Source organism: Actinokineospora sp. (genome assembly GCF_052390155.1).
Taxonomy (GTDB): Bacteria; Actinomycetota; Actinomycetes; order Mycobacteriales; family Pseudonocardiaceae; genus Actinokineospora.
Genome location: NZ_JBQTHF010000018.1, coordinates 1 through 22655, shown reverse-complemented (window position 1 = coordinate 22655; position 22655 = coordinate 1). Strand labels below are relative to the sequence as shown.

The 22655-nt window shown below is 71.7% G+C and carries 25 protein-coding genes; 9 read left to right on the top strand and 16 right to left on the bottom strand.

The window, feature by feature from the left end:
• Entirely contained in the window at positions 1–504 is a 504-nt protein-coding gene (locus tag ACT4N7_RS06785; protein ID WP_444827729.1) for a MaoC family dehydratase, read from the bottom strand.
• A 392-nt stretch (positions 505–896) separates the two neighbouring features.
• On the opposite strand from ACT4N7_RS06785, the gene corA reads away from it, so the two are divergent.
• Positions 897–1979, top strand: coding sequence for a magnesium/cobalt transporter CorA (gene corA, locus ACT4N7_RS06780; RefSeq protein WP_444827728.1), 1083 nt, complete (start codon positions 897–899; stop codon positions 1977–1979).
• A gap of 199 nt (positions 1980–2178) precedes the next feature.
• Here corA and ACT4N7_RS06775 read toward each other — a convergent pair whose 3' ends face one another.
• From ACT4N7_RS06775 to ACT4N7_RS06750, 6 genes are all read right to left on the bottom strand, one after another.
• The gene (locus ACT4N7_RS06775) at positions 2179–3015 is read right to left on the bottom strand and encodes an ESX secretion-associated protein EspG (RefSeq protein WP_444827727.1); all 837 of its coding nucleotides are present in this window, start codon (positions 3013–3015) and stop codon (positions 2179–2181) included.
• A complete protein-coding gene (locus tag ACT4N7_RS06770) occupies positions 3015–3344 on the bottom strand; it encodes a hypothetical protein (RefSeq protein ID WP_444827726.1) in 330 nt (109 codons plus the stop codon). Before ACT4N7_RS06770 ends, ACT4N7_RS06775 begins: the two co-directional genes overlap by 1 nt.
• 16 nt (positions 3345–3360) lie before the next feature.
• Positions 3361–4683 carry a WXG100 family type VII secretion target gene (locus ACT4N7_RS06765; RefSeq protein WP_444827725.1) on the bottom strand — a complete coding sequence of 441 codons (1323 nt, stop codon included), beginning with the start codon at positions 4681–4683 and terminating at the stop codon, positions 3361–3363.
• 125 nt (positions 4684–4808) lie between these two features.
• A complete protein-coding gene (locus tag ACT4N7_RS06760) occupies positions 4809–5666 on the bottom strand; it encodes an ESX secretion-associated protein EspG (RefSeq protein ID WP_444827724.1) in 858 nt (285 codons plus the stop codon).
• A gap of 3 nt (positions 5667–5669) precedes the next feature.
• Positions 5670–6521: a hypothetical protein gene (locus tag ACT4N7_RS06755; protein ID WP_444827723.1), complete on the bottom strand. Its 852-nt coding sequence runs from the start codon at positions 6519–6521 to the stop codon at positions 5670–5672.
• A gap of 18 nt (positions 6522–6539) precedes the next feature.
• A complete protein-coding gene (locus tag ACT4N7_RS06750) occupies positions 6540–7625 on the bottom strand; it encodes a hypothetical protein (protein ID WP_444827722.1) in 1086 nt (361 codons plus the stop codon).
• A 168-nt stretch (positions 7626–7793) separates the two neighbouring features.
• Here ACT4N7_RS06750 and ACT4N7_RS06745 point away from each other — a divergent pair, with 168 nt between their 5' ends.
• The 3 genes from ACT4N7_RS06745 (at position 7794) to ACT4N7_RS06735 (ending at position 10292) form a co-directional block, all read left to right on the top strand.
• Entirely contained in the window at positions 7794–8462 is a 669-nt protein-coding gene (locus tag ACT4N7_RS06745) for a metallophosphoesterase family protein (RefSeq protein WP_444827721.1), read from the top strand.
• On the top strand, positions 8452–9291 hold the full coding sequence (locus ACT4N7_RS06740; RefSeq protein ID WP_444827720.1) for a chromosome partitioning protein ParB: 840 nt from the start codon (positions 8452–8454) through the stop codon (positions 9289–9291). Before ACT4N7_RS06745 ends, ACT4N7_RS06740 begins: the two co-directional genes overlap by 11 nt.
• A 350-nt stretch (positions 9292–9641) precedes the next feature.
• Entirely contained in the window at positions 9642–10292 is a 651-nt protein-coding gene (locus tag ACT4N7_RS06735) for a GNAT family N-acetyltransferase (RefSeq protein ID WP_444827719.1), read from the top strand.
• A 99-nt stretch (positions 10293–10391) separates the two neighbouring features.
• On the opposite strand, the gene ACT4N7_RS06730 is transcribed toward ACT4N7_RS06735, so the two are convergent.
• The 6 genes from ACT4N7_RS06730 to ACT4N7_RS06705 form a co-directional block, all read right to left on the bottom strand.
• On the bottom strand, positions 10392–10757 hold the full coding sequence (locus ACT4N7_RS06730; protein WP_444827718.1) for a peptidase inhibitor family I36 protein: 366 nt from the start codon (positions 10755–10757) through the stop codon (positions 10392–10394).
• 123 nt (positions 10758–10880) lie between these two features.
• Complete coding sequence (locus ACT4N7_RS06725; protein ID WP_444827717.1) at positions 10881–11402, bottom strand: general stress protein; 522 nt, start codon at positions 11400–11402, stop codon at positions 10881–10883.
• A gap of 47 nt (positions 11403–11449) precedes the next feature.
• Positions 11450–12646: an acyl-CoA dehydrogenase family protein gene (locus tag ACT4N7_RS06720; protein ID WP_444827716.1), complete on the bottom strand. Its 1197-nt coding sequence runs from the start codon at positions 12644–12646 to the stop codon at positions 11450–11452.
• A gap of 105 nt (positions 12647–12751) precedes the next feature.
• Positions 12752–12940, bottom strand: a complete 189-nt coding sequence (locus ACT4N7_RS06715) for a hypothetical protein (RefSeq protein WP_444827715.1) — start codon at positions 12938–12940, stop codon at positions 12752–12754.
• Positions 12941–13103: 163 nt separating this feature from the next.
• A complete protein-coding gene (locus ACT4N7_RS06710; RefSeq protein ID WP_444827714.1) occupies positions 13104–13973 on the bottom strand; it encodes an HpcH/HpaI aldolase/citrate lyase family protein in 870 nt (289 codons plus the stop codon).
• A complete protein-coding gene (locus ACT4N7_RS06705) occupies positions 13966–15042 on the bottom strand; it encodes an HpcH/HpaI aldolase/citrate lyase family protein (protein WP_444827713.1) in 1077 nt (358 codons plus the stop codon). The genes ACT4N7_RS06710 and ACT4N7_RS06705 overlap by 8 nt, the downstream gene beginning before the upstream one ends.
• A gap of 101 nt (positions 15043–15143) precedes the next feature.
• Between ACT4N7_RS06705 and ACT4N7_RS06700 the strand changes: the two genes are divergently transcribed.
• From ACT4N7_RS06700 to ACT4N7_RS06685, 4 genes are all read left to right on the top strand, one after another.
• Positions 15144–15998, top strand: coding sequence for an aminoglycoside phosphotransferase family protein (locus ACT4N7_RS06700; RefSeq protein ID WP_444827712.1), 855 nt, complete (start codon positions 15144–15146; stop codon positions 15996–15998).
• Positions 15999–16126: 128 nt separating this feature from the next.
• Positions 16127–17074, top strand: a complete 948-nt coding sequence (locus tag ACT4N7_RS06695) for a helix-turn-helix domain-containing protein (RefSeq protein WP_444827711.1) — start codon at positions 16127–16129, stop codon at positions 17072–17074.
• A 17-nt stretch (positions 17075–17091) separates the two neighbouring features.
• Positions 17092–18357 carry a magnesium transporter MgtE N-terminal domain-containing protein gene (locus ACT4N7_RS06690; protein ID WP_444827710.1) on the top strand — a complete coding sequence of 422 codons (1266 nt, stop codon included), beginning with the start codon at positions 17092–17094 and terminating at the stop codon, positions 18355–18357.
• Entirely contained in the window at positions 18350–18889 is a 540-nt protein-coding gene (locus tag ACT4N7_RS06685; RefSeq protein ID WP_444827709.1) for a DUF1003 domain-containing protein, read from the top strand. The genes ACT4N7_RS06690 and ACT4N7_RS06685 overlap by 8 nt, the downstream gene beginning before the upstream one ends.
• On the opposite strand, the gene ACT4N7_RS06680 is transcribed toward ACT4N7_RS06685, so the two are convergent.
• Positions 18886–19338 (bottom strand): MarR family winged helix-turn-helix transcriptional regulator, encoded by a 453-nt coding sequence (locus ACT4N7_RS06680; protein WP_444827708.1) that lies wholly within the window; start codon positions 19336–19338, stop codon positions 18886–18888. The genes ACT4N7_RS06685 and ACT4N7_RS06680 overlap by 4 nt on opposite strands.
• 137 nt (positions 19339–19475) lie before the next feature.
• On the opposite strand from ACT4N7_RS06680, the gene ACT4N7_RS06675 reads away from it, so the two are divergent.
• Complete coding sequence (locus tag ACT4N7_RS06675) at positions 19476–20621, top strand: Mrp/NBP35 family ATP-binding protein (RefSeq protein WP_444827707.1); 1146 nt, start codon at positions 19476–19478, stop codon at positions 20619–20621.
• Positions 20622–20633: 12 nt separating this feature from the next.
• Here the strand turns inward: ACT4N7_RS06675 and tatB are convergent, their stop codons facing one another.
• A complete protein-coding gene (gene tatB, locus ACT4N7_RS06670) occupies positions 20634–21035 on the bottom strand; it encodes a Sec-independent protein translocase protein TatB (protein WP_444827706.1) in 402 nt (133 codons plus the stop codon).
• A 45-nt stretch (positions 21036–21080) separates the two neighbouring features.
• Positions 21081–22610, bottom strand: coding sequence for a S1C family serine protease (locus tag ACT4N7_RS06665; RefSeq protein ID WP_444827705.1), 1530 nt, complete (start codon positions 22608–22610; stop codon positions 21081–21083).
• Positions 22611–22655 lie beyond the last annotated feature (45 nt).

The window sequence follows — 22655 nt, the reverse complement described above, 5'->3', positions numbered from 1 at the left end:
CTAAGCCTGCGGCTCCGGCCTGCCCGGCTGCTCGCCCCCGCGCGCCTCACCGTAGGAGCGCTTGGGCACCATCACCTTGCGACGGAAGACGCAGACCACCGTTCCGTCCTGCTTGTAGCCGCGGGTCTCGACATAGACCACGCCCCGGTCGTCCTTGGACTTCGACGGGGTCTTGTCGAGCACCTCGGTGTCACCGTAGATGGTGTCACCGTGGAAGGTCGGCTTCACGTGCCGCAGCGACTCGACCTCCAGATTCGCGATCGCCTTGCCGGACACGTCCGGCACCGACATGCCCAGCAGCAGCGAGTAGATGTAGTTGCCCACCACGACGTTCTTGCCGAAGTCGGTGGTGTTCTCGGCGTAGTTCGCGTCCAGGTGCAGCGGGTGGTGGTTCATCGTGAGCAGGCAGAACAGGTGGTCGTCGTACTCGGTTACCGTTTTGCCCGGCCAGTGCTTGTAGACGGCGCCGACCTCGAACTCCTCGTAGTACCGACCGAACCGCACTGTTCCTCCAAGTAACTCCACTGGCGAGTGGGAGAACTCTGACCGGCCCGCGCGCGGGGTGCAACCGGTCTGTGAGGGACCGCACCGCGGGGTGAATCGGGTTCGGGTTCGGCCGCCTCGACACTGGCAATCGATCGTGACGGGGTAGGCTGTCGCTCTGGTGAGCAGGGCGCCGTGCCCGGGCTGCCACCGGCCAGAGGAGGTGAGGACGCATGGGCGACCCGCATGGTCATGACAACGCGACCGGATGCAGTAGTACCCGCGTCTCCTCCGGCGGAGCCCGGCACTAGCCGCCAGCTCCAGTGGTTCCGGCAGGGACGCTCCGTTTCCGGGGCGGCAGCCGTGCCCTCCGGTCCGTCGTGTCGTCGCGACGCGCGCCCCTGGAGGTCCCGATGCCGTCCATTCCCTCGCTCGGTGGGCTGAGAGGTCGCACCAACCGGGTCGCCGCGCCGCACCCGCCCGTCCCGGTGCCGCTGTCCGCCTACGTCGTGGACTGCGCCGTGTACGTCGACGGCGAGCGCCTGCCCGGCCGCTGGACGCACACCGACGCCGTCGCCGAGGTCCGCCGCCGCGGCGCGGGGTTCGTCTGGATCGGCCTGCACGAGCCGGACGAGCGCCAGATCCAGGGTGTCGCCGAGACCTTCGGCCTGCACGAACTGGCCGTCGAGGACGCGGTGAACGCCCACCAGCGGCCGAAGCTGGAGCGCTACGACGACAACCTGTTCGTCGTGCTCAAGACGGTCCGCTACGTCGAGCACGAGTCGCCGACGACAGCGAACGAGATCGTGGAGACCGGCGAGATCATGGTCTTCCTCGGCGCCGATTACATCGTCACGGTCCGCCACGGCAAGCATTCCGGCCTGCACGAGCTGCGCGAGGAACTGGAGGCCGCCCCCGAGCGGCTGCGCGCGGGCTCGGCCGCCGTGCTGCACGGCATCGCCGACCGGGTCGTGGACAGCTACCTGGCGGTGACCGACGCCTTCGAGAACGACATCGACCTGATCGAGAAGGCCGTGTTCGCCCCGCGCAGCCCGGTCAGCGCCGAGCAGATGTACCTGATGAAGCGGGAGATCCTGGAGCTGCGCCGCGCCGTGATGCCGCTGGCGCTGCCCCTGCGCAAGCTCGCCGAGGGCTGCTCGCCGCTCATCCCCGAACAGGTCCGCTCCTACTTCCGCGACGTCGACGACCACCTCACCACGGTCTCCGAGCGGGTCACCAGCTTCGACGAGCTGCTCACCACGCTGGTCGACGCGACCCTGGCCAAGATCACGCTGCAGCAGAACACCGACATGCGCAAGATCACCTCGTGGGCGGCGATCATCGCGGTGCCGACCATGGTCGTCGGCGTCTACGGGATGAACTTCGACAACATGCCCGAGCTGCACTGGCGGTTCGGGTACCCGCTGGTGATGCTCGTGATCTTCGCGGCCTGTCTGGTGCTCTACCGGGTCTTCCGGCGGAACCGATGGCTGTAGCTGGGTGGCCGCTCCGGCTTCCCAGCTACGCCGAGTTCCCCGTTCATCCCCCGATGGGAGGTCTCACCATGGCCCGGCTGCTCACCAACCTGAAGTTCTGGCTCCTCGCGATCGTCGTCACCTGGATCACGGTGGTGACCGTCATCATCGCCCAAACCCCGGTTGGCTAGGTCGTGTCCCGTGGGACACGGCCTAAGGCTCACCGCCGGGCGAGCGTCGCCAGCGAGCGCAGGGCCGAGCGCAGGTCGTCCATCCCGAACGGGTTGACGCTCATCCAGTCCGCGTCCTCACCCGCGCCGCCCGCGAGCCGGAACCGGCCGCGCGCGGTGTCGAGCCAGCGCACCTCCTCGCCCGTGCGGCGCCACTGGTCCTCGGTGTCGTCGCGCCGCGCCACGCCCGCCTGGCCGTTGCCGAGCACCGGCTGCAGGTGCGACACCATCCGGCGGGCGACGCGGTCGTCGATGCCGTGCGAGCGCAGCAGGTCGTCGATCTCCTGCTGGGACATCGGCTTCGGCTCGCCGGGGGCGTCCGGCTCGGGCATCCGGGCCAGCATGACCTCGAAGGCGTTCTCCAGCGCGCGCTTGGGCAGGCTGAACGGCGCCGTCAGCGGCGCGTCGAGCTTGGGCACCAGGCGCACCAGCCGCGACAGCGCGTCGTCCAGGGTGGCGGCCTGCAGCCGGATCACGCCGAACGGGTCCGCGGTGTCCTGGGTGACCACCAGGGCGTCCTCGCGCGAGGCGAGGACCGCGACGTTCAGCGTGCCGTCCTCGCGCGCGAGCATCAGGTCGATCACGCCAGTGCAGGCGCGCAGCAGGTAGACGAACTCTTCGGCGACGTCGAGCGGGCCCTGCTCGTCGGCGAGACCGCGTTCCATGAGCTGCTCGGCGGCGCCGCGGAAGAGCACGCCGCGCTCGATGTCGGTCTCGGCGCAGGCCGGGACCTCGATCGGGAACGGCGCCTCGACCTCGGCGAACGTGCACAGCAGCTCGACCTCGACCGGGTGCAGCGCCACCCCGGCCCTGGTGCTCAGCTCCATCAGGGGTTGGTGAAGCGCGCCGCGGCGTGGTCGTCGCTCTGCTGGTAGTTGGCGGCGGACTTCTCCGCGCTCGCGACGAACTCCTCCATCCGCTTGAGCGCCGTGTCGAGCTGCCCGCGCAGCCCGGTCTCGCCGCCGAGCCGGTCGTTGAACTTCTCGGCCAGCTCCTGGCCGACCGGGCTGGTGCCCAGCATCGGCTGGTACGCGGGCGTGGCCAGCTCGGCGACCTCGGCGAAGATCGCGTCGAGGTCCCCGCGGACCTCCTCGACCGCGGCCGCGAACTCGCGCACCCGCTCCGGCTCCACCTGCCAGCCGCTCGACTCGTTCATGGGGCTCCCCTTCGTCCTACAGGCCGATGACCGGCGGCGCGGCCTTGAGGTCCGCGGCCGTGAACGGGTCCTCCTCCAGCGGCACGCGCCTGCGGTGCTCGCCGTCCTCCTCCTGGCGTCCACCGGCGCCCGAACCCATGCCGTAGCCGCCCGCGCCGCGCCCGTGCGCGTCGGCGAACCCGCTGGCCCGGCCGAAGCGGCCCGCGCCGCCACCGCCGCCGCGGGTGCCGTTCGCGCCGCGGCCCAGCGGTCCGCTGCCCGCGCCGCCGCGGGCACCACCGGCACCGGCACCGCCCAAGGCGCCGCCACGGGCGCCGTTGGCCCCGCCCAGCCCGCCACCGCGGACACCGTTGGCGCCGCCGCGACCGAGGCCGCCCGCACCGCCGCCGAACCCGCCGCGGCCCGCGCCCAGGCCGCCGCCGGGCACGCCGCCGAACCCGCCGAAGCCGGGCGCGCCGCCGTTGACACCGCCCGCGCCGCCGCTCGGGCCGCCGGTGAGGCCCTGCCAGCGACCCTCCCAGCCGGAGCCGAAGCCCGGGGCGAAGGACGGGGTGGTGCCGCCGAACGAGGGTCCGCCAGGGACGGTGACGCCGGGGCCGGGCAAGCCGGTGCTCGGCGGGCGCGTCCAGCCCGGGTTCGTCCCGGGGTTGACCCCGTCCGCGGGCAGCCCGAACTGCGGTGTCGTGCCGTCGATCCCGAGTACCGCGGTCTCGAACCGCTGCATGGTCTGCACGGCCTTGCGCTTCATCTTCCTCTTGTTGCTGCCGAAGCCGAACGCGCTGGCGATGCCGCCGATCGCGGCACCGAACGCGGCACCGATCGGTCCGCCGATGGCGAAGCCCGCCGCCGCGCCGCCGCCCGCGGTGGCCAGGAACGGGCTGCTCGGCGAGCCGCCGGGCATGGTGCTCTGCGCCGAGCGCAGCGCGCCGCCCGCGTCCTCGATCGGGTCGGCCATCCGGCGGGCGGTGGCGCCCAGCTCGGAGATCCACGCGGCGTTGCTGACGACCGTGCGCGAGGCGTCCTGCGAGGCGCTGCCGGACCAGAACTGCATCAGCTTGTCGAGCGAGCGCGACATGTCGCCAGCGGCCTGGGCGACCTTGTCGCCGTAGCGGCTCCACTCGGCGGCCAGCATGTCGAGCTGGTTGGGGTTGGCCTGGTCGCCGACCATCCGCTGCAGGGACTTGAGGCCGTAGCCGTCCCAGTGCACGCCGCCGTTGACGTAGGAATCGTTCTCCTGGCGGCGGCGCCTGCGGTCCTGGTCGGCGGCAGCCCGCGCGGCGGCGGCCTGCTGCGCCTGCTCCTGCACCCGGCGAATCAACTGCTCAAGATTCGCGATCATCGCCAACGCCCCTGTCCGTCGGCCCGGGCGCCGCGCGCCGGGTGGCCATTCCCCAGTTGCCGAGCATCATCGTTTCCGATCGTCACGGTAGCGGATCGCACCGACGCGGCGGGAGCGTTCGGCGCTCACTGATACCAAAGTTCGCCTGCCAGCGCGTGCAGTTCGCCCCGCAGTTCGTCGGCCGCCATCGGGTTGACGCTCATCCAGTCGGTCAACGTGCCGCCCGCGAGCCGGAACCGGCCGCGCGCGGTGTCCAGCCAGCGCAGTTCCTCCCCGGAGCGCGTCCACTCGTCGGCGTACCCGCGGCGCACGGCGACCCCCGCCTGGCCGTTGCCGAGGACGGGCTGCAGGTGGGTGACCATGCGCCGGGCGAGCTGGTCGTCGAGGCCGTGCGCGCGCAGCAGCCGTTCGAACTCGTCGCCAGTGAGCCTGCGCGGCGACCCGTCCGGTCCGGTGGCGGCCAGCACGTCGCGGTGGATCCGGTCGAGCGCGCTCCTGGGCACGCTGAACGGCGCCGCCAGCGCCGCGTCCAGCGCGGGCACCAGGTGCAGCAGGTGCTCGATCGCGTCGCGCACGGACACCGCGAGCAGGTGCACGTGCCCGTCCGGCCCGCTCGTGTCCTGGCTGACGAGCAGCGCCTCGCCGCGCTGGGCCAGCACCAGCGCACCCCGCACGTGGTCGCGGCGGGCCACGACGATGTCCAGCGCGCCGACGCTGTCCCGCAGCAGGTGGACGAAGTCCGCGGCGACCCCGCGCGGGCCGCGCTGATCGGCCAGCCCCTTGGCGGCCAACTCGGCGCGCGCGGTGCGGAACAGCGCGCGCCGCTCGGCAGCGGTGGCGCCGTGCGGGTGCACGGTCAGCGGGAACGGCGGCGCGATCTCCGCGAACGTACAGAGCAGATCCACCTCCGACGGGTGCAGCCACGCGCTCGCGGCCTCCCGGTAGCCCGCGTCGGGCTCCAGCCCGGTCGGCATCTCGGACATCGCTCAGCCGCCCTGGGTCTCGTCGGTCCGCTTGATCGAGTCCTGCGCGGTCGCCTCGGTCTCGCGGTAGGTGTCGCGGACCCGCTCGGCGCTCTCGATGAACTGGTCCATCCGGCGCATCGCCTCGGTCAGCAGGCCGCGCAGGCCGTCGTCGCCGTTGAGCCGGTCGTCGAACTTCTTGGCGAGCTGCTGTCCGGCCGGGCTGGTGCCGAGCTTCGGGATGTACTCCTCGCCCTGCATCCGCTCGACCCGCGCCTGCACCGCCGCCAGCCCGAACCGCGCCGAGGACACCGAGAGGCCGAACCCGCTGAGCTTGTCCAGATCGACATCCCAGTACCCCGGCGTCGCGTGGTCTTTGGCGGGGGTGGCCGTCGCGGGGAGGGTGACCGGGCCCGCGAAGGGTCGGGGGAGGTCGGGGTCCGGCTCCGGCTGGGACGTCGCTGGTGGAATCGCCCCAGGACCGCCCGCGACGGGTGGAGTCGGGGCGGGCGTGGGCCTCGGCGCAGGTGCGGGTGGCGGCACCGGCAGTGGCACGGGAATCGGCTCGCCTGAGGGAAAGCCGGACTCAGGAACCGGAATCGGCCCACCAGGCACCGGACCGGCACCCGGCGCCGGAACCGACCCACCGGGCGCCCAACCGGGCGGCGGCACACCGGGCCCACCGGGCACCGGAATCGGTCCGCCGGGCGCGAAACCGGAGCCGGGCACCGGAATCGGTTCCCAGGGCGCGGGCGCCGGGGTGGGTGGGGCGGGCATGGGCATCGGCGGTGGCGGCTGCTGGTCCGCGGTGATCCCCACCCGCTCCACACCCTGGAGCCGGTCGGCGAAGTACGCCTGGTCGAACTGTTCTCGCATCCTCGTGGTCCCCTGCCCCTAGAGCCCGATCACCGGCGGCGACGCCTTCTGGTCCAGCGCGAACGGGTCCTCGCCGTCGAACGGGAAGCGCCGTCGGTGCTCCTCGTTGCCCTGGCCACCCCCGCCCATGGGCATTCCGCCCATACCCATGCCCGCACCGGCCGCACCGGCCGCGCCTGCTGCCGCCGCGAGGGCACCGCCGGGGATGCCGGCGGGTCTGGCTGTCACGGCGTCGTTGACGCCGGTCGCGACGCCGGGGCCAAGCGGGCCGCGGCTCGCGGAATCCGCGCCGCCGCCAGCCGGGTAGCCGCCGCCGCTCGTGTAGCCGCCGCCCGCGCCGGAGCGGACGGCCTCGTCGTGGCCCTGGGCGGTGGTGCCCGGCTCGCCGCCCGTGAGGGCGGTCCAGCGCGTCTCCAGATCGCTCGTGTACGAGGCCAGGGAGTCGAGCCAGTCGCCGGGCGTCGGGAGGCGGGGCGGGGCAACGTCCTCGCGCGGGCGCGGCTGGGCGTCGCGTTCGGTGAACTGTGGGGTGGTGCGGTCGATCGTCATGGCGGCGCCCTCGAAGCGCTTCATCGCCTCGACGGCCCGCGCCTTGAGCTGGGTCTGCTCCTGTCGGGCGGCGAAGGCGCTCTCCGCGCCCGCGGCCGTGCCGTTGATCGCCGACGCCAGCGGCCCGCCCGCGGCGAGGCCCCGCTCGGCGCTGTCGACGGCGAGCGCGGGCGGTGCGGCGGGCTCGGCCGGGACCTCGGGCATGGCGTCCTGGGCGGCCTTGAGCGCGCCGGCGGCCTCCTCGACCGGGTTGCCGATCTCGTGCGCGGTCTCCCCCAGGTCCGCGACCCACTGCGCGTTGCGGGCCACGTCGGCGCGGGCCTGCTCGGCGGCGACACCGGACCAGTAGTGCATGAGGTCTTCCAGGGCCAGCGCCAGCACCTGGGCGGCGTCGGTGACCTCCTTGCCCGCGGCGCGCCAGTCGTCGGCGAGCCGTTCGAGCTGCGGCGCGCTCGCGTTGTCGGCCACCATCGCGACCAACGCCTCCAGTGAGTAGGAGTCCCAGTTCACGCCACCCGTGACGTACCGGTCCTCCGCCTCCTGTCCGGTTCCCATTGCACGAACTCCCCTCGGTGACCCGCCGCACCCCACCGGACCCGCGGACGATCGCTTCCGGCGATCACGCTAGCCGCTCGGACGCGCGGCCGACATGACCCGTTCCCTGCCCACTGCTCCTCGTTCGCCGCGGCCGCATCGATACCCGATCGGCCGTAGGCTCGGGCGATGCCCAAGGTGCTCGCGGTAGCCGACGAGGTGGTCGAGCGGCTGTGGACCGACAAGGTCCGCGAGCACCAGGTGGACCTCGTGCTCGCCGCGGGCGACCTTCCCTTCGACTACCTGGAGTTCCTCTCCGACGCGCTCGATCGGCCGTGTGTGTTCGTACCAGGCAACCACGACGTGAGCCTCGATGGCTACGCCTCTCGGCACGGCCTGTGGATGAAGGACGGGCTGCCCACCGAGTGGCCCGGCCCGGCGGGCGCGGTGAACGTCGACACGCGGGTCGCCGACGTCGCCGGGCTGCGGATCGCCGGACTCGGCGGCTCGATCCGCTACAACCAGGGCCCCAACCAGTGGACCGAGCGGCAGATGACGTGGCGCGCGCACCGGCTGCGCCGCCGCGCCGCGGTCCGCAGACTGCGCGACGGGCGCGGGATCGATGTGCTGCTGACCCACGCGCCGCCGCGCGGCGTCGGCGACCGGGAGGATCCGCCGCACCGCGGTTTCGAGTGCCTGCACGACACCGTGCGCAGGCTGCGGCCAGCGCTGCTGCTGCACGGCCACATCCATCCGCACGGCGAACAGGTGCCCGACCGGACCCTGGGCGACACCCGGGTCGTCAACACTGTCGGATACCGAATCCTGGACATCCCGGAGGCCGGCCATGCCCCGTGACACCGGTTTCCCGCACGCCGACGCCGAGAACGACTTCCTGCGCGTGCGCAGACGGCAGGTGCTCTCCCGACTCGGCGCGTGGCTGCGCCACGAGCCGGACGACGTGAACATCATGCTGCCCTTCGACGAGGTGGTCGCCGCCCTCGGCCGCGTCGGCGAGCGGCGGCTCGGCCTGCAGGTGATCGACCTGGACTGCGTCGTGGGCAGCGTCGACCGCACCCGCGACTTCGACCGGCGCTTCCGGCCCACCTCCGGCCGCGCCCGCGAACGCTGGGAACGCCTCGCCCTGGCGCAGCGCCGCGGCGAGTCGATCCCGCCGATCGAGGTCTACCGGATCGGCGATCTCCACTTCGTCGTCGACGGGCACCACCGGGTGTCCGTCGCGCACGCCCTCGGCCTGCGCACCATCGACGCGTACGTCACCGAGATCGTCACCCGGATCTCCGCCGAGGGCATCCGCTACCGCGGCGACCTGATCGTCAAGGACTACCGCCGGATCTTCCTCGACCGCGTCCCGCTACACGGCGATGCCCGCGCGGCGATCAGCCTGACCGATCCGTGGGACTACGCCGAACTGAGCGAGGCCGTGGAGGCGTGGGGGTTCCGCCTGATGCAGGACGAGCAGACCTTCCTCGACCGACCAACGGTGGCCCAGCGCTGGTTCGACGAGGAGTTCGTCCCCGTGGTCGCCATGGTGCGGCAGGCCGGGATGATCAACACCCAGTCGGAGGCCGAGGCGTACCTCTGGGTGATCGCCGAGCGCTACCGACTGATCCGCACCCACCGCTGGAGCGACGACGTGATCACCGCGATCCGCGACCGCCGCTGACCCTCACCGCCCCGCAGCCCCGCAGCCAGCCCAGCCGCCTGGCAGCCAAGCCGCCCGGCAGCCAGCCACAGCCGCCCGGCAACTCAGCCGCCCAGCCGCCCAGCCGCCCAGCCGCCCGGCGGCCGGCAGCTCAGCCGCCCAGCCGCCCAGCCCAGCCGCCTGGCGGCCCAGCCGCCCAGCCGCCAGCCCAGCCGCCAGCAGCTCAGCCGCCCAGCCGCCAGCCCAGCCGCCAGCAGCTCAGCCGCCCGGTGCCTGACAGCCGCCGCCGGCCCCGGCAGCCTGACAGCCGGCGCAGTCCCGCAGCTCCGACGTGGCCGGACTCTTCGACCCTCCGAGAGACGTCGCCGGACATGTCCCGGACCTGGCTTGGGACAAGGCGGGGCCGCACTAGGGTGGTACCGATCCGGACATCGCGGTGCGCAATGGGGGCGGCAGTGCAGGTCATCACCACGTACCTGGAACAGCACGCGGTCGATGACGTGCGGCCAGGGCGGGTACTCGATTGTGTGGCCGTCGAGCGGGCCGAAGTGGTTACCGCTGAGTTCAGTCGATTCCTCTATGCCTCCGTTGGGGGTGACTGGTTTTGGACGGACCGTCTCTCGTGGACTCGGGACCAGTGGGTCGAGTACCTGGCGCGGCCGATGGTGGAGACCTGGGTCGCCTACCAGCGCGGCACGCCCGCCGGATACGTCGAGCTGGCTGGAGTGTCCACTGAGGACCGAACGGAAGTCGAGATCGCCTACTTCGGCCTGCTGCCGGGCTTTCTCGGCCAGGGACTGGGTGGCCACCTCCTCGGGGTAGGGCTGACTCGGGCGTGGGACATGGCGGACCGGTGGCCCGGGACACCCGCGGTGCGGCGGGTGTGGGTGCACACGTGCACCCTCGACGGCCCCGCCGCGCTGGCCAACTACCAGGCGCGGGGCATGGTGGCGTACCGGACGGACACGGCCGAGCAGGCCATGCGGACGGAGACGCCGGGCTCCTGGCCGGGACCGCGCTGACCCAGGCGATCACCGATTCCGCGATCACCGATTCCGCGGTCAGCGATGCCGGCGGTCAGCCCAATGCCCGTGATCACCGATTCCGGGCCGCCGACGGGGTCAGCTCTGCCAGATCTGCAGGCCCCGCACCACGAACGGCGCGTACGGGACATACGTGCCGCCCCCTGGATAGGTGTCGAACTCGCCTTCCGTGGCGCACTCGGCGCTCTGGTACACCGTGACCGGGCGGCGCAGCAGGTTGGCGAAGGACCGGGCGTCCAGTCCAGAAGGCACCGGCACGCACTCGTCCGGGTTGGTTGTGGACAGACTGACGCGGATGAGATCACCGCGATAGGCCGAGGCCGACCAGAGGCAGAGTTCGCCGCGGTCGCAGCGGGCCGGATCCGCTGTGGCGGCAGTGGTTCCGCCGAGCAGCGCGACAATGGCGAGCACGGCGAGCAGCGCCGCGCGAAGGGTGGTGCGCATGAGGTTCCTGTCCCCAGTGGACGCCTCGCGGGTCGAGGCGTCCGATGGGTCCAGGTTCCAGGAGATTCGGGGGTCGGGCAAACGGCTGTCCACAGGCAGCCGCGACGTCCGAAGTGGACGGTGTTAGTCGGTGCTCGACCGCATGGCGAGCTTGGCGAGCAGGTCGCGGGCCTTCTCGGCGTTGCGCGGCTGGGCGAGCACGTCGTAGCGGCCCGCGACGAGCTGGGTCGCCGAGGCGATCTCGCGGCCCCGCCCACGCGTGCTGGCGTAACCGACCGCGGCGAACACCAGGCCGAAGACCACCCCGGCCGACAGCCCCACCAGGATCGGTGCGAACGACGCCTGCTCCTGGCTGAACAACCCCAGCAGCAGGCCGACGAACAAGCCGAACCAGGCCCCCGACAGCGCGCCGGTACCGAGCACCTTCGGCCAGCTCAACCGCCCGATCACGCGCTCCACCAGCATCAGGTCGACCCCGACGATGGTCACTTCCTCGACCGGGAACTCGGCCTTGGCCAAGTGCTCGACAGCGCGGTGGGCCTCCTGGTATGTGTCGTAGGATCCGATGGGCCATCCCGTCGGCGGGGTGGGCACCTTGGGCGGGCCCTGGTTCGCTCGTCCAGGGCCGGAGAACGCACCGGTCATTGCACCATCCTGCCAACCTCGGCGCACCGGTGCGAACCCGACATGGTTCAGCCGCGTGACTTGTACTCCCGCAGCAGGCCGCGGGAGATGATCGTCTTCTGGATCTCGCTGGTGCCCTCGCCGATGAGCAGGAACGGCGCCTCGCGCATCAGGCGCTCGATCTCGTACTCCTTGGAGTACCCGTAGCCGCCGTGGATGCGGAACGAGTCCTGGGTGACTTCGGCGCAGTACTCGGACGCGATGAGTTTCGCCATGCCCGCCTCGACGTCGTTGCGCTCGCCGGAGTCCTTGAGTCGGGCGGCGTTGACCATCATCAGGTGGGCGGCCTCGACCTTGGTGGCCATCTCGGCGAGCTTGAACGCCACGGCCTGGTGCTCGGCGATGGCCTTGCCGAAGCTCTTGCGCTGCTGGGCGTACTCGACGGCCAGTTCGAACGCGCGGATCGCGATGCCGCAGGCGCGGGCGGCGACGTTGACCCGGCCGACCTCGACGCCGTCCATCATGTGCGCGAAGCCCTTGCCGGGCGTCTCGCCAAGCACCTTGTCGGCGCCGATGCGGAAGCCGTCGAAGACCGCTTCGGTGGTGTCGACGCCCTTGTAGCCCATTTTGTCGATCTTGCCCGGGATGGTGAGGCCGGGCACGACCTCGCCGAAGCCCTCGGGCTTGTCGACCAGGAACGTGGTGAGGTTCTGGTGGGCCTTGTCCGCGCCCTCGTCGGTCTTGACCAGCAGCGCGATCAGGTTGGAGCTGCCGCCGTTGGTGAGCCACATCTTGGCGCCGTCGACCACGTAGTCGTCGCCGTCGCGCTTGGCGCGGGTCTTGATCGCGGCGACGTCGGAGCCGAGGTCGGGCTCGGACATGGAGAACGCGCCGCGGACCTCGCCGGTGGCCATCTTCGGCAGGTAGTGCTGCTTCTGCGCGTCCGTGCCGTGCTGCTTGACCATGTGGGCCACGATGAAGTGGGTGTTGATCACACCGGACACGCTCATCCAGCCGCGCGCGATCTGCTCGACGATCAGCGCGTAGGTCAGCAGGGACTCGCCGAGGCCGCCGTACTCCTCCGGGATGGTGAGGCCGAACAGCCCCATCTCCTTCATGCCCTCGACGATGTCGGTCGGGTACTCGTCGGCGTGCTCCAGCGCCTGGGCGTGGGGAATGATCTCCTTGTCCACGAAGTCCTTGACCGTGGCGAGGATCTCGCGCTGGATGTCGGTCAGTCCGGCGGTCTGGGCGAGGCGGGCCATGCGAGCTCCCTTACGAGACGGCGAGTTACCGGAGAGTATCTACCGGTTAACGGCCGTTTGCTTCACGGAAGTGCGCAGGACCACTGCGGGAAACGACACCGCGGGTCAACCGGCGCGCAGCTCCAGGGCGACACCGCAGCCCCGGCAGTCCTCGGCGAGGATGTAGACATCGGCGCCGCAGCCGCGGCAGGAGCGGAAGCTGCGGTCGAACAGGTCGTCCGGCTGCCTGCGGCGGCCGCCGAACAGACCCAAGAGACTTCGGCCCTCCGAAGAGGTATCGCGGTGTCTGCCCATGGCCCTAGCGTCACCCGAACGGGTGGGGGCAACGCAAGCCAATCCCGTGATCTGTGCGTTATGTCACCGCAACCTTCTACCTCCTGTCACGTCCCCGACCTGCTGCGTAACCATTTCGTGTTCTCGTGACCAGGTAACGAGACGCGGGTTCAGTCCGGGGTTCCTAGTCCCGGTCCCCGATGGCGGCGGCGACCGCGAGGATCCGCCGGGCGTTGTCGACGTGCAGGTTCTCGATCATGCGGCCGTCGACGGTCACCACGCCGCGGCCTTCGCGGGCGGCGGCCTCAAACGCCTCGATGACCCGTTCCGAGTGGGCGATCTCGGCCTCGGACGGCGCGAAGATCCGGTTGCACAGCTCAAGCTGGCCCGGGTGGATCAGCGTCTTGCCGTCGAAACCGAACTGCCTGCCCTGGACGCACTCCGCGGCGAATCCGTCGAGGTCCCGCACGTCGTTGTAGACACCGTCGAGGATGACCTTGCCGGTGGCGCGGGCGGCGAGCAGGGCCAGCGACAGCCCGCCGAGCAGCGGCGCGCGGCCGGGCACGTGTTCGGCGTGCAACTCCTTGGCCAAGTCGTTGGTGCCCATGACCAGCACCGTCAGCCGCTCGCTCGCGGCGGCGATGGCGTGCGCGTGCAGCATGGCGATCGGGGTCTCGACCATCGCCCAGATCGCGGTGTGGTCGGGGGCGCCCGCGGCCTCCATGGCGCGCTCGATGGCGTGCACATCGGCGGCCGAGTCGACCTTCGGCACCACGATCCCGGCCGGGCCCGCCTCGGCGGCGGCGCGGATGTCGTCGGCGTGCCACTCGGTGTCGAGGCCGTTGACCCGGATGGTCAGCTCCCGGCCGCCGTACTCGCCGGACGCGGCGGCCGCGCAGACCCGCTTGCGGCCCTCGGCCTTGGCGTCGGGGGCGACGGAGTCCTCCAGGTCGAGGATCAGCGCGTCGGCGGGCAGGGTCTTGGCCTTCTCCAGGGCGCGCCCGTTGGCGCCGGGCATGTAGAGCACGGACCGGCGCGGAGTCACCTCAGCCATGGGCGAGGGCCTCCTTGGTCGCCGCCGCGTACGCCTCGGCCAGGTCCGGGTCGCGCAGGGCGAGCGCATCGGCCAGTTCGGCCACGACGCGGCACTGCTTCACCGTGGCGTCGTCCTGCATCTTGCCGTCGATCATGACCGCGCCGGTGCCGTCGCCCATCGCCTCGATCACCCGGCGCGCCCAGCCGACGTCCTCGGGGGCGGGCGAGAACACCTTCTTGGCGATGGCGATCTGCTTGGGGTGCAGGCTCCACGCGCCGACGCAGCCGAGCAGGAAGGCGTTGCGGAACTGGTCCTCGCAGGCGACGACGTCGGCGATGTCGCCGAACGGGCCGTAGTAGGGCAGGATTCCGGCGCCCGCGCAGGCGTCGACCATGCGCGCCACGGTGTAGTGCCACAGGTCCTGCTGGTAGGTGGTGCGGCCCTCGGTGAGGTCGTCGCCGGTCGGGTCGGAGCGCACCAGGTAGCCGGGGTGGCCGCCGCCGACGCGGGTGGTCTTCATCCGGCGGCTCGCGGCGAGGTCGGCCGGGCCGAGTGAAATGCCCTGCATGCGCGGGCTGGCGGTGGCGATCTCCTCGACGTTCGCGACGCCGCTCGCGGTTTCCAGCAGGGCGTGCACCAGCAGCGGCCGGTCGAGCCCGGCGCGCGCCTCCAGTTGGGCGAGCAGCCGGTCGACGTAGTGGATGTCGGCGGGGCCCTCGACCTTCGGGACCATGATCACGTCGAGCTTGTCGCCGATCTCGGTGACCAGGGTGATCAGGTCGTCGAGCACCCACGGCGAGTCGAGGCTGTTGATCCGGGTCCAGAGCTGGGTGTCGCCGAAGTCGGTGGCGCGGGCGATGCGGACCAGCCCGGCGCGGGCCGCCTCTTTGCGGTCGGCGCGGATCGCGTCCTCCAGGTTCCCCAGCACGACGTCGGCCTGCGCGGCCATGTCGGGAACCTTCGCGGCCATCTTCTCGTTGCTCGGGTCGAAGAAATGGATCATCCTGGACGGCCGGAACGGGATCTCCCGCACCGGTTCGGGCGCACCTACCGCGAGCGGGCGGAAGAAGTCCTTGGGCGAGCGCATCGAGCCTCCGTTCGCTACGGGTTGACCAGCCTGAGTTGTAGTCGACCACGGGCCGAACCGGACCGCCATTGTGGCCACCGCGACATGTTGGGACGCCGCCGATGCTGATCGTGCCCGCCGAGTTCGCCGCGGATCTCGCCGACCGCGAGGGCGACGCCGGGCGACGCTGGGTCGATGGCCTGCCCGATCTCGCGGCCCGCTGCCTGGATCGCTGGACGCTGACCCCGGACGGCCCGCCGCTGCACGGCCACGTCGCGGTGGTGCTGCCCGTACGCCGCGCGGATGGCACGCCCGCAATGCTGAAACTGCCGTGGCCGCACGAGGAAGGCGCGCACGAGGCGCTCACACTGTCCCTTTGGGACGGTGATGGCGCGGTGCGGCTGCTGGCGCACGAGCCTGCCGACTGGGCGATGCTGCTGGAGCGCCTCGACCCGCACCACAGTCTGCTCGACGCCCCGATCGAGCAGGCGATCGAGGTCGTCGCCCGCTTGTTCCGCCGCCTCGACCGACCGGCGCCGCCCGGCATGCGGACCGTGCGGGACGTCGCCGCCCGCTGGTGCCACGAACTGCCCCACGACAACGCCGAGCAGGGCCACCCGGTGCCCGGCGACCTGATGGCGCAAGCCGTCGCCTACTGCGCGGAACTCTGGCCGCCGGCCGACTCGCGGCTGGTCAACGAGGACCCGCACTACGCGAACGTACTGCGCGGCGAGCGCGAACCCTGGCTGGTGATCGACCCGAAGCCGATCGCGGGCGAGCCCGAGTTCGGACTGGTCCCGCTGCTGTGGAACCGCTTCGCCGAGACCGACCCCGCGGCCCGGCTCGACGCGCTGGTGGCCGCCGCCGGGCTCGACGCGGACCGGGCGCGGCGCTGGGCGTTCGTCCGCGCGGTCGACTTCTGGCTGTGGTCCGACGGCGACCCGGCGGGCCCCGCGATCGCGCGGGCCCTGGCATAAAGCACGGCCGGGGCGGTCCCCTCCGCCCCGGCCGTACCCCCAGTCGGTCTTGCCGCACCAGCACACCGCATCGGCACCGCCGCACCCAAACGATTCGAACCGCGTCGAACCCCGCCTACGCTGAACGGGTGATCGCCGCCCATCTCGACGCCGCCACGCTCGCCCGCGTGCGCCTGTCGCTCTCCCCCGCCGTCGAGGCCCTGTCCTTGCTGGCCCTCGCCGTGGACGGGCGCAGGCACCCGGTGTTCGGCGACCCCGGCGCCGCCGCCCGGTTCGCCCTGCGCGACCCGGATGTCCGGTTGATCGCGCACACGCTGCCCGCGCACGGCGTCGGGTACTCCCCCGACCTGTTCACCCCGCAGCCCGCCGCGACCCGCGCGGACCGGGTGTGGGGGACCCAGTTGGAAGCCGTGGCGGCGGGGACCGCGGAGACCGTGGCGCACCAGATAGCCGCGACCGGGACGCCGAACGCGCAGGTGTTGCGGGCTGTCGAGGCGGGCACGTTCGCGCGCCGGGCGGCGGCTGGGTTGGCGCGATTCTGGACGATGGCGATGGCCGAGGGTTGGTCGAGCCTGCGCGAGCGGCTCGACGCGGACCTCGCGCTGCGCGCCAGGGTGATGGCCACCGAGGGGGTGGGCGCGCTGCTGGGCTCGCTGCACGCGTCGGTGCGCTGGACCGGCACGGTGCTCGAAGTGCACAAGGGGTACGACGAGGTCGTGCACTACCGGGGGCAGGATCTGGTGCTGGCGCCGTCCGTGCTGGCCTGGCCCCGGCTGCTGGCGCAGCTCTGCGAGCCCGTCGACGGGGTGCTCAGCTTCCCGGTGCGGGGGCTCGGCGGCGCCGACCCGACGCGCCGCGGCGGCGTCGCCCAGTTGCTCGGCTCGACCAGGGCGAGCCTGCTGCACGACCTCGACGTGCCGCGCTCGACCACCGACCTGAGCAGGCGCCACCGGTTGGCGCCCGCCACCGTGTCCTACCACCTGTCCGTGCTGCACGGCTCCGGTCTGGTCACCAAGCTCCGCGACCGCCGGTCGGTGCTCTACTCCCGCACGGAGAACGGCGACGTCCTGCGCTGAGCGCTAGCCTGACCGTCGTGGCGGGCATCAGCAAGGTTTACGTCGCGCAACTGCTGGGCCTGCCGGTCTTCGGGCCGGACGGCGAGTCGATCGGCAAGATCCGCGACCTGGTGGCTGGGCTGCGGGTGGACGGCCAGCCGCCGCGCGTACTCGGCATCGTGGTCGAACTCGCGACGCGCAGGCGGATCTTCGTGCCCATGCTGCGGGTCAACGCGATCGACCCGAACGCGATCACGCTGGCCACCGGGTCGGTCAACATGCGGCATTTCACCCAGCGGCCGACCGAGGTGCTGGTCGTCGGCCAGCTCCTCGACGCGCGGGTCGAGGTGATCGCGACGGGCGCGCAGGCCGTGGTGGTGGACACCGCGATGGAGCCGACCCGCACCCGCGACTGGGTGCTCGGCCGGATCGCCATCCGCGAGCGCACCGGGCGGCTCGCGCGGCGCGGGCCGATCCAGGTGCTGAGCTGGTCGGAGATCCGCGCGCCGGGGATCACCGAGCTGACCGAGCAGCCGCAGGCCGCGCACCGACTGCTCGCGGTGTTCGACACCATGCGCGCCGCCGACGTGGCCACCGCGGTGCAGGATCTGCCGATGAAGCGCCGCTACGAGGTGGCCGACGCACTCGACGACGAGCGGCTCGCCGACGTCATCCAGGAACTTCCCGAGGACACCCAGAAGCAGCTCCTCAAGCACCTCGACGAGGAGCGGGCCGCGGACGTGCTGGAGGCGATGGACCCCGACGACGCCGCCGACCTGCTCGCCGAGCTGTCCGAGCCGGACAAGAACCGGTTCCTGGAGCTGATGGAGCCCGAGGAGTCCGCGCCGGTCCGGCGGCTGCTGGCGTACTCGTTCGACACCGCGGGCGGGCTGATGACCCCCGAGCCGATCGTGCTCGCACCGGACGCGCCGATCGCCGAGGCGCTGGCGCGGGTGCGCAACCCGGACATCACCCCGGCGCTGGCCAGCATGGTGTTCGTCAGCAGGCCGCCGTCGGCCACACCGACCGGGCGCTACCTGGGCTGCGTCCACATCCAGCGGCTGCTGCGCGAACCGCCGTCCGACCTGGTCGCCGGGGCTGTCGACAAGGAGTTGACCAGCCTGCGGCCAACCGACTCGCTGGTGGAGGTCACCCGGTACTTCGCCACCTACAACCTGGTGTGCGCGCCGGTCGTGGACGCCGAGGAGCACCTGCTGGGCGCGGTGACCGTCGACGATGTGCTGGACCACCTGCTGCCCGACGGCTGGCGCGAGCGGGACAGATCGGAGGACGCCGATGCCTGAGCCCACCTACCGCAGGCGCCTCGACCAGCCGCGCCGGCCGCGCACGCTGCGGCTGGCGATCGACCCCGAAGCGTTCGGCCGGTTCTCCGAGCGGCTGGCCCGGTTCCTGGGCACGGGGAAGTTCCTGTTCTGGCAGACGCTGCTCGTGCTGGTGTGGATCGCGCTGAACCTGACGGCGCTGTCGCTGCGGTGGGACCCGTATCCGTTCATCCTGCTCAACCTGGCGTTCTCCACCCAGGCCGCGTACGCCGCGCCGCTGATCCTGCTCGCGCAGAACCGGCAGGACGACCGGGACCGGGTGTCGCTGGACGAGGACCGCGCGCGGGCGGCACAGACCAAGGCCGACACCGAGTTCCTGGCCCGCGAACTGGCCGCGCTGCGGATCGCCATCGGCGAGGTGGCCACCCGCGACTACCTGCGCGGCGAACTCGACAAGCTGCGCGTCGATCTCAAGGCCGCCAAGAAGACCAAGCCCCGGTCGTCGCCGAGCGAACTGCGCGACGATCCGCGCTGGAACGAGGTGTCGAGCTAGTCGACCAGCTTGCCGCAGAGGTCGCCGAGATTGCGGAGCTGATCGCCGTCGAGCCGGGCGACGAAGTGCCGCACGATGCCCGCGAGGTGGGTGCGGGACGCGGTGCGCAGGACGTCGAGGCCCTGGTCGGTGAGCGTGGCCACCACGCCGCGCCCGTCGCCCGCCACGCGTTCGCGGGCGACCAGGCCCGCGCGTTCCAGCCGGTCGACCAGGCGGGTCACCCCGGACCGGGACAGCAGCACGGCGTCGGCCAGCTCGGCCATCCGCAGTCTGCGCTCCGGCGCCTCGGCGAGCTGGACCAGCACGTCGTAGCCACCGAGGGAGAGCCGCTGCTCGGCGACCAGTTCGGCCTCAAGAAAACGGGTGATGCGGGCATGGGCCCGCAGAAACGTGCGCCACGCGGCGAGTTCGTCACGGGTGGGCCGGGCGGACAGGTCCGGCACGGTCAAGGTTCCTCCTCGAAAGCCCCGGCGGGGTGACGATGTTACGGAACCCTGACAAAGCCCCACGCGGCGCCCTTGACAACGGGACATTGTGCATGCCATCCGCACGTCGGGCGGGTGCTACCCGGCCGTAGCATGGGGTGGTGACCACTACCGAGCAGGTTCCCAGCGTCGAAGCCGTACGCAAGGCCCTGGCGGGCGTCGAAGACCCCGAGATCCACCGGCCGATCACCGACCTCGGCATGGTCAAGGACATCACGGTGCACCCCGACGGCGGCGTGGACGTGGCCATTTTCCTGACGGTCGCGGGCTGCCCCCTGCGCGACAAGATCACCAAGGACGTGACAGCCGCTGTCGCCGCCCTCGACGGCGTACGCGCGGTCCGCGTCGAACTCGACGTGATGAACGATGAACAGCGCACCACCTTGCGCAAGTCGCTCCGCGGCGACGCCGAGGAACCCCGCATCCCGTTCGCCGAACCCGGCTCCCTGACCCGCGTCTACTGCGTCGCCTCCGGCAAGGGCGGCGTCGGCAAGTCCAGCGTGACGGTCAACCTCGCGGTCGCCATGGCCGCACGGGGCATCAAGGTCGGCATCGTCGACGCCGACATCTACGGCCACTCCATCCCCCGCATGCTCGGCGCGACGGGCAAGCCCACCAAAGTCGAGAAAATGATCCTGCCGCCGGAAGCCCACGGCGTGAAGGTCATTTCGATCGGCATGTTCACCCCCGGCAACACCCCGGTCGTCTGGCGTGGACCGATGTTGCACAGGGCCTTGCAACAGTTCCTCGCCGATGTCTTCTGGGGCGACCTCGACGTCCTGCTGCTGGACCTGCCGCCGGGTACGGGAGACATCGCCATCTCGGTGGCACAGTTGATCCCGAACGCGGAAATCCTGGTCGTCACCACACCGCAGCAAGCGGCGGCCGAAGTCGCCGAGCGCGCGGGCGCCATCGCCTTGCAGACCCGGCAACGGATCGCGGGCGTCATCGAGAACATGTCCTGGCTGGAAATGCCGGATGGTTCCCGAATGGAGCTCTTCGGCTCCGGCGGTGGCCAGATGGTCGCGGATTCCCTGTCGAAGGCAGTCGGATCGACCGTGCCGATGCTGGGGCAGGTGCCGCTGGACCCGAGCTTGCGCGAGGGCGGCGATTCCGGCGAACCACTGGTGCGGTCCCAGCCGGACGCGGCGGCGGCAAAGGTGCTGACGGAGATCGCCGGGACACTGTCGGTGCGAGCACGAGGCTTGGCAGGCCGAATGCTGTCCGTCTCACCAGCCAACCGCTAGTGCGGCGAACACTCAGGTTGCGTCCGGGTCGAAGGGGGGTTTTTCGTTCGTGGTCAGCCTGGGTTCCTCGGGCTTGGGAATCGCGGGCTGGGGAATGGCGGGCTGGGTGGCCGCGTAACCGTTGGGTTTGGTGCCGTTGGACTGGTCGTCATCGCCGAAGAGTTGGTTGGCGACCAACTGTTTCGGGTCGAAGCCGCGGAGTTGTTGCAAGTCCTGCAGGGGCTTGCGGAGTTCATCGAACTCGGGGCCCAGTTCGGTTTTGAGTTGGTCTCGGGCGCCGGTCGCGTATTCGCGGACCTTGCGCATGGTGCGGCCGACCCACGCCGCGGCGGCGGGCAACCGCTCCGGTCCGAGGATGAACAGGCCGGCGATGCCGAGGACGAGAATCTCAGCCCAGCCGATGCTCTCGAACACCCTCAGTACCTCCGAACGACGCCAGCGACAACTCCAGAGTAGCGGTCAGTCCGACCGCAGAGTCACCTGAACGGTCAGCTCCTGCCCCTGCCGGGCCAGCACGACTGGAACCACGTCGCCAGGCTGGTGCTGGCGGACGGCGACCGTCAACTCCGCCGCGTTTCGCACCTGACGGTTGCCGACTTTGCGGATCACATCACCCTCGATGATGCCCGCCGCCGCCGCGGCGCCGCCGTCGGTGACGTTGACGACCTGGGCGCCCTCGGCCGTCTCCGCCGAGACGGACCGGACGTTCGCGCCGAGTTCGGCGTGCTTGACCTGACCGTCGCGGATGAGGTCTTCGGCGATGCGTTTGGCGTCGTTGGCGGGGATGGCGAAGCCGAGGCCGACGCTGCCCGTGTTGCCCGCGCTGCTGCGGATCGCCGAGTTGATGCCCACCAGCGCCCCGGTGGAGTCGACCAGCGGACCACCGGAATTGCCCTGGTTGACCGCCGCGTCGGTCTGGATGGCGTCGTAGGTGATCGGGGCCTCGCCGTTGTCGCCGCCCGCGACGACCGGACGGTGCAGGGCGCTGACGATGCCCTCGGTGACCGTGTCGGTCAGGCCGAGGGGGGAACCCACCGCGATCACCGAGTCGCCGACCTGGAGGTCGTCGGAGTTGCCGAACTGCAGCACGGTCGGGTTGGTGACCTGGACCTTGATCACCGCGAGATCGGTCTTCGGGTCGGTGCCGACGAGCTTGGCCTCGGCTCGGGTGCCGTCGGTGAACACCGTGGTGATCTTGGCCGACGCGTCGGCGCGGCCTTCCAGGGTGACGACGTGCCAGTTGGTGACGATGTAGCCCGCGCCGTCGATCAGCACGCCGGAGCCGGTGCCGCCGCCCTGTTCCAGCTTGACCTCGATCGACACCACGGCGGGCCGGACCCGCGCGGCGATGTCGGAGACCGATCCGGCCGGGCGCTCCTTGGCAGCCTGCGCCTGAGCCAGCGTGACATCGCTGGTGAGCCCGTCGCTGCTCCGGGCGACGAACCAGCCGACCAGGCCGCCCGCGGCGCCGACGAGCAGGGCGACGAGACCGAGGACGCCCAGCGCCAGCGGCTTGACCCGCCTGCCGAACAGCACCTCGGGCAGGCTGAGCAGCGACCCGGGGGCGCTCTTCGCGGACTTGGCGTCGCCCTCGGGGGTCCGTTCCACCGCGGGCGGACCGATGACGGCGCCCGCCGCCGGGTCGCGCCACGGGTCGGGGGTGGTGTCGTCGGACCACAGCGAGCCGCCACCCGCGACCGCGGGCGGACGCTGCAGGACGACGTCGCGCTGTCCCGGCGGCCTGCCGAAGGCACCAGCGAGGGACTCCGGCGTGGGCGGGGCGGTCTTCAGCTCGCCGATCGAGACCGGCGCGGCGGCGGTGGGCGAGAACGCGCCCTCGACGCCGGCGGGCCGACCGAAAACCGCCGCTGTCGACGGGTCGACAGCAGGCCGGTCGAGTGGCCGGGGGCCGATCCGCTGCTCGCGGTCGACCGGGCCGAAGCCGTTGCGCGCGGCGTCGGACCCGGGGTCGGTGTTCTGCTGGTTCATCGAGGTCCAGGATGCCGGGTGGACAGTGAAGTGGGGGGGGGCGCC

Bases quoted from the DNA above. Each gene is read 5' to 3' on its own strand.
- ACT4N7_RS06755 (WP_444827723.1), bottom strand. From the start codon at position 6,521: ATGCGAGAACAGTTCGACCAGGCGTACTTCGCCGACCGGCTCCAGGGT.
- ACT4N7_RS06770 (WP_444827726.1), bottom strand. From the start codon at position 3,344: ATGAACGAGTCGAGCGGCTGGCAGGTGGAGCCGGAGCGGGTGCGCGAG.
- ACT4N7_RS06775 (WP_444827727.1), bottom strand. From the start codon at position 3,015: ATGGAGCTGAGCACCAGGGCCGGGGTGGCGCTGCACCCGGTCGAGGTC.
- ACT4N7_RS06685 (WP_444827709.1), top strand. From the start codon at position 18,350: ATGCCTGAGCCCACCTACCGCAGGCGCCTCGACCAGCCGCGCCGGCCG.
- ACT4N7_RS06750 (WP_444827722.1), bottom strand. From the start codon at position 7,625: ATGGGAACCGGACAGGAGGCGGAGGACCGGTACGTCACGGGTGGCGTG.
- ACT4N7_RS06700 (WP_444827712.1), top strand. From the start codon at position 15,144: ATGCTGATCGTGCCCGCCGAGTTCGCCGCGGATCTCGCCGACCGCGAG.
- ACT4N7_RS06710 (WP_444827714.1), bottom strand. From the start codon at position 13,973: ATGGCTGAGGTGACTCCGCGCCGGTCCGTGCTCTACATGCCCGGCGCC.
- ACT4N7_RS06720 (WP_444827716.1), bottom strand. From the start codon at position 12,646: ATGGCCCGCCTCGCCCAGACCGCCGGACTGACCGACATCCAGCGCGAG.
- ACT4N7_RS06705 (WP_444827713.1), bottom strand. From the start codon at position 15,042: ATGCGCTCGCCCAAGGACTTCTTCCGCCCGCTCGCGGTAGGTGCGCCC.
- ACT4N7_RS06760 (WP_444827724.1), bottom strand. From the start codon at position 5,666: ATGTCCGAGATGCCGACCGGGCTGGAGCCCGACGCGGGCTACCGGGAG.
- corA (WP_444827728.1), top strand. From the start codon at position 897: ATGCCGTCCATTCCCTCGCTCGGTGGGCTGAGAGGTCGCACCAACCGG.
- ACT4N7_RS06730 (WP_444827718.1), bottom strand. From the start codon at position 10,757: ATGCGCACCACCCTTCGCGCGGCGCTGCTCGCCGTGCTCGCCATTGTC.
- ACT4N7_RS06740 (WP_444827720.1), top strand. From the start codon at position 8,452: ATGCCCCGTGACACCGGTTTCCCGCACGCCGACGCCGAGAACGACTTC.
- ACT4N7_RS06735 (WP_444827719.1), top strand. From the start codon at position 9,642: ATGTCCCGGACCTGGCTTGGGACAAGGCGGGGCCGCACTAGGGTGGTA.
- ACT4N7_RS06725 (WP_444827717.1), bottom strand. From the start codon at position 11,402: ATGACCGGTGCGTTCTCCGGCCCTGGACGAGCGAACCAGGGCCCGCCC.
- ACT4N7_RS06745 (WP_444827721.1), top strand. From the start codon at position 7,794: ATGCCCAAGGTGCTCGCGGTAGCCGACGAGGTGGTCGAGCGGCTGTGG.
- ACT4N7_RS06665 (WP_444827705.1), bottom strand. From the start codon at position 22,610: ATGAACCAGCAGAACACCGACCCCGGGTCCGACGCCGCGCGCAACGGC.
- ACT4N7_RS06765 (WP_444827725.1), bottom strand. From the start codon at position 4,683: ATGATCGCGAATCTTGAGCAGTTGATTCGCCGGGTGCAGGAGCAGGCG.
- ACT4N7_RS06715 (WP_444827715.1), bottom strand. From the start codon at position 12,940: ATGGGCAGACACCGCGATACCTCTTCGGAGGGCCGAAGTCTCTTGGGT.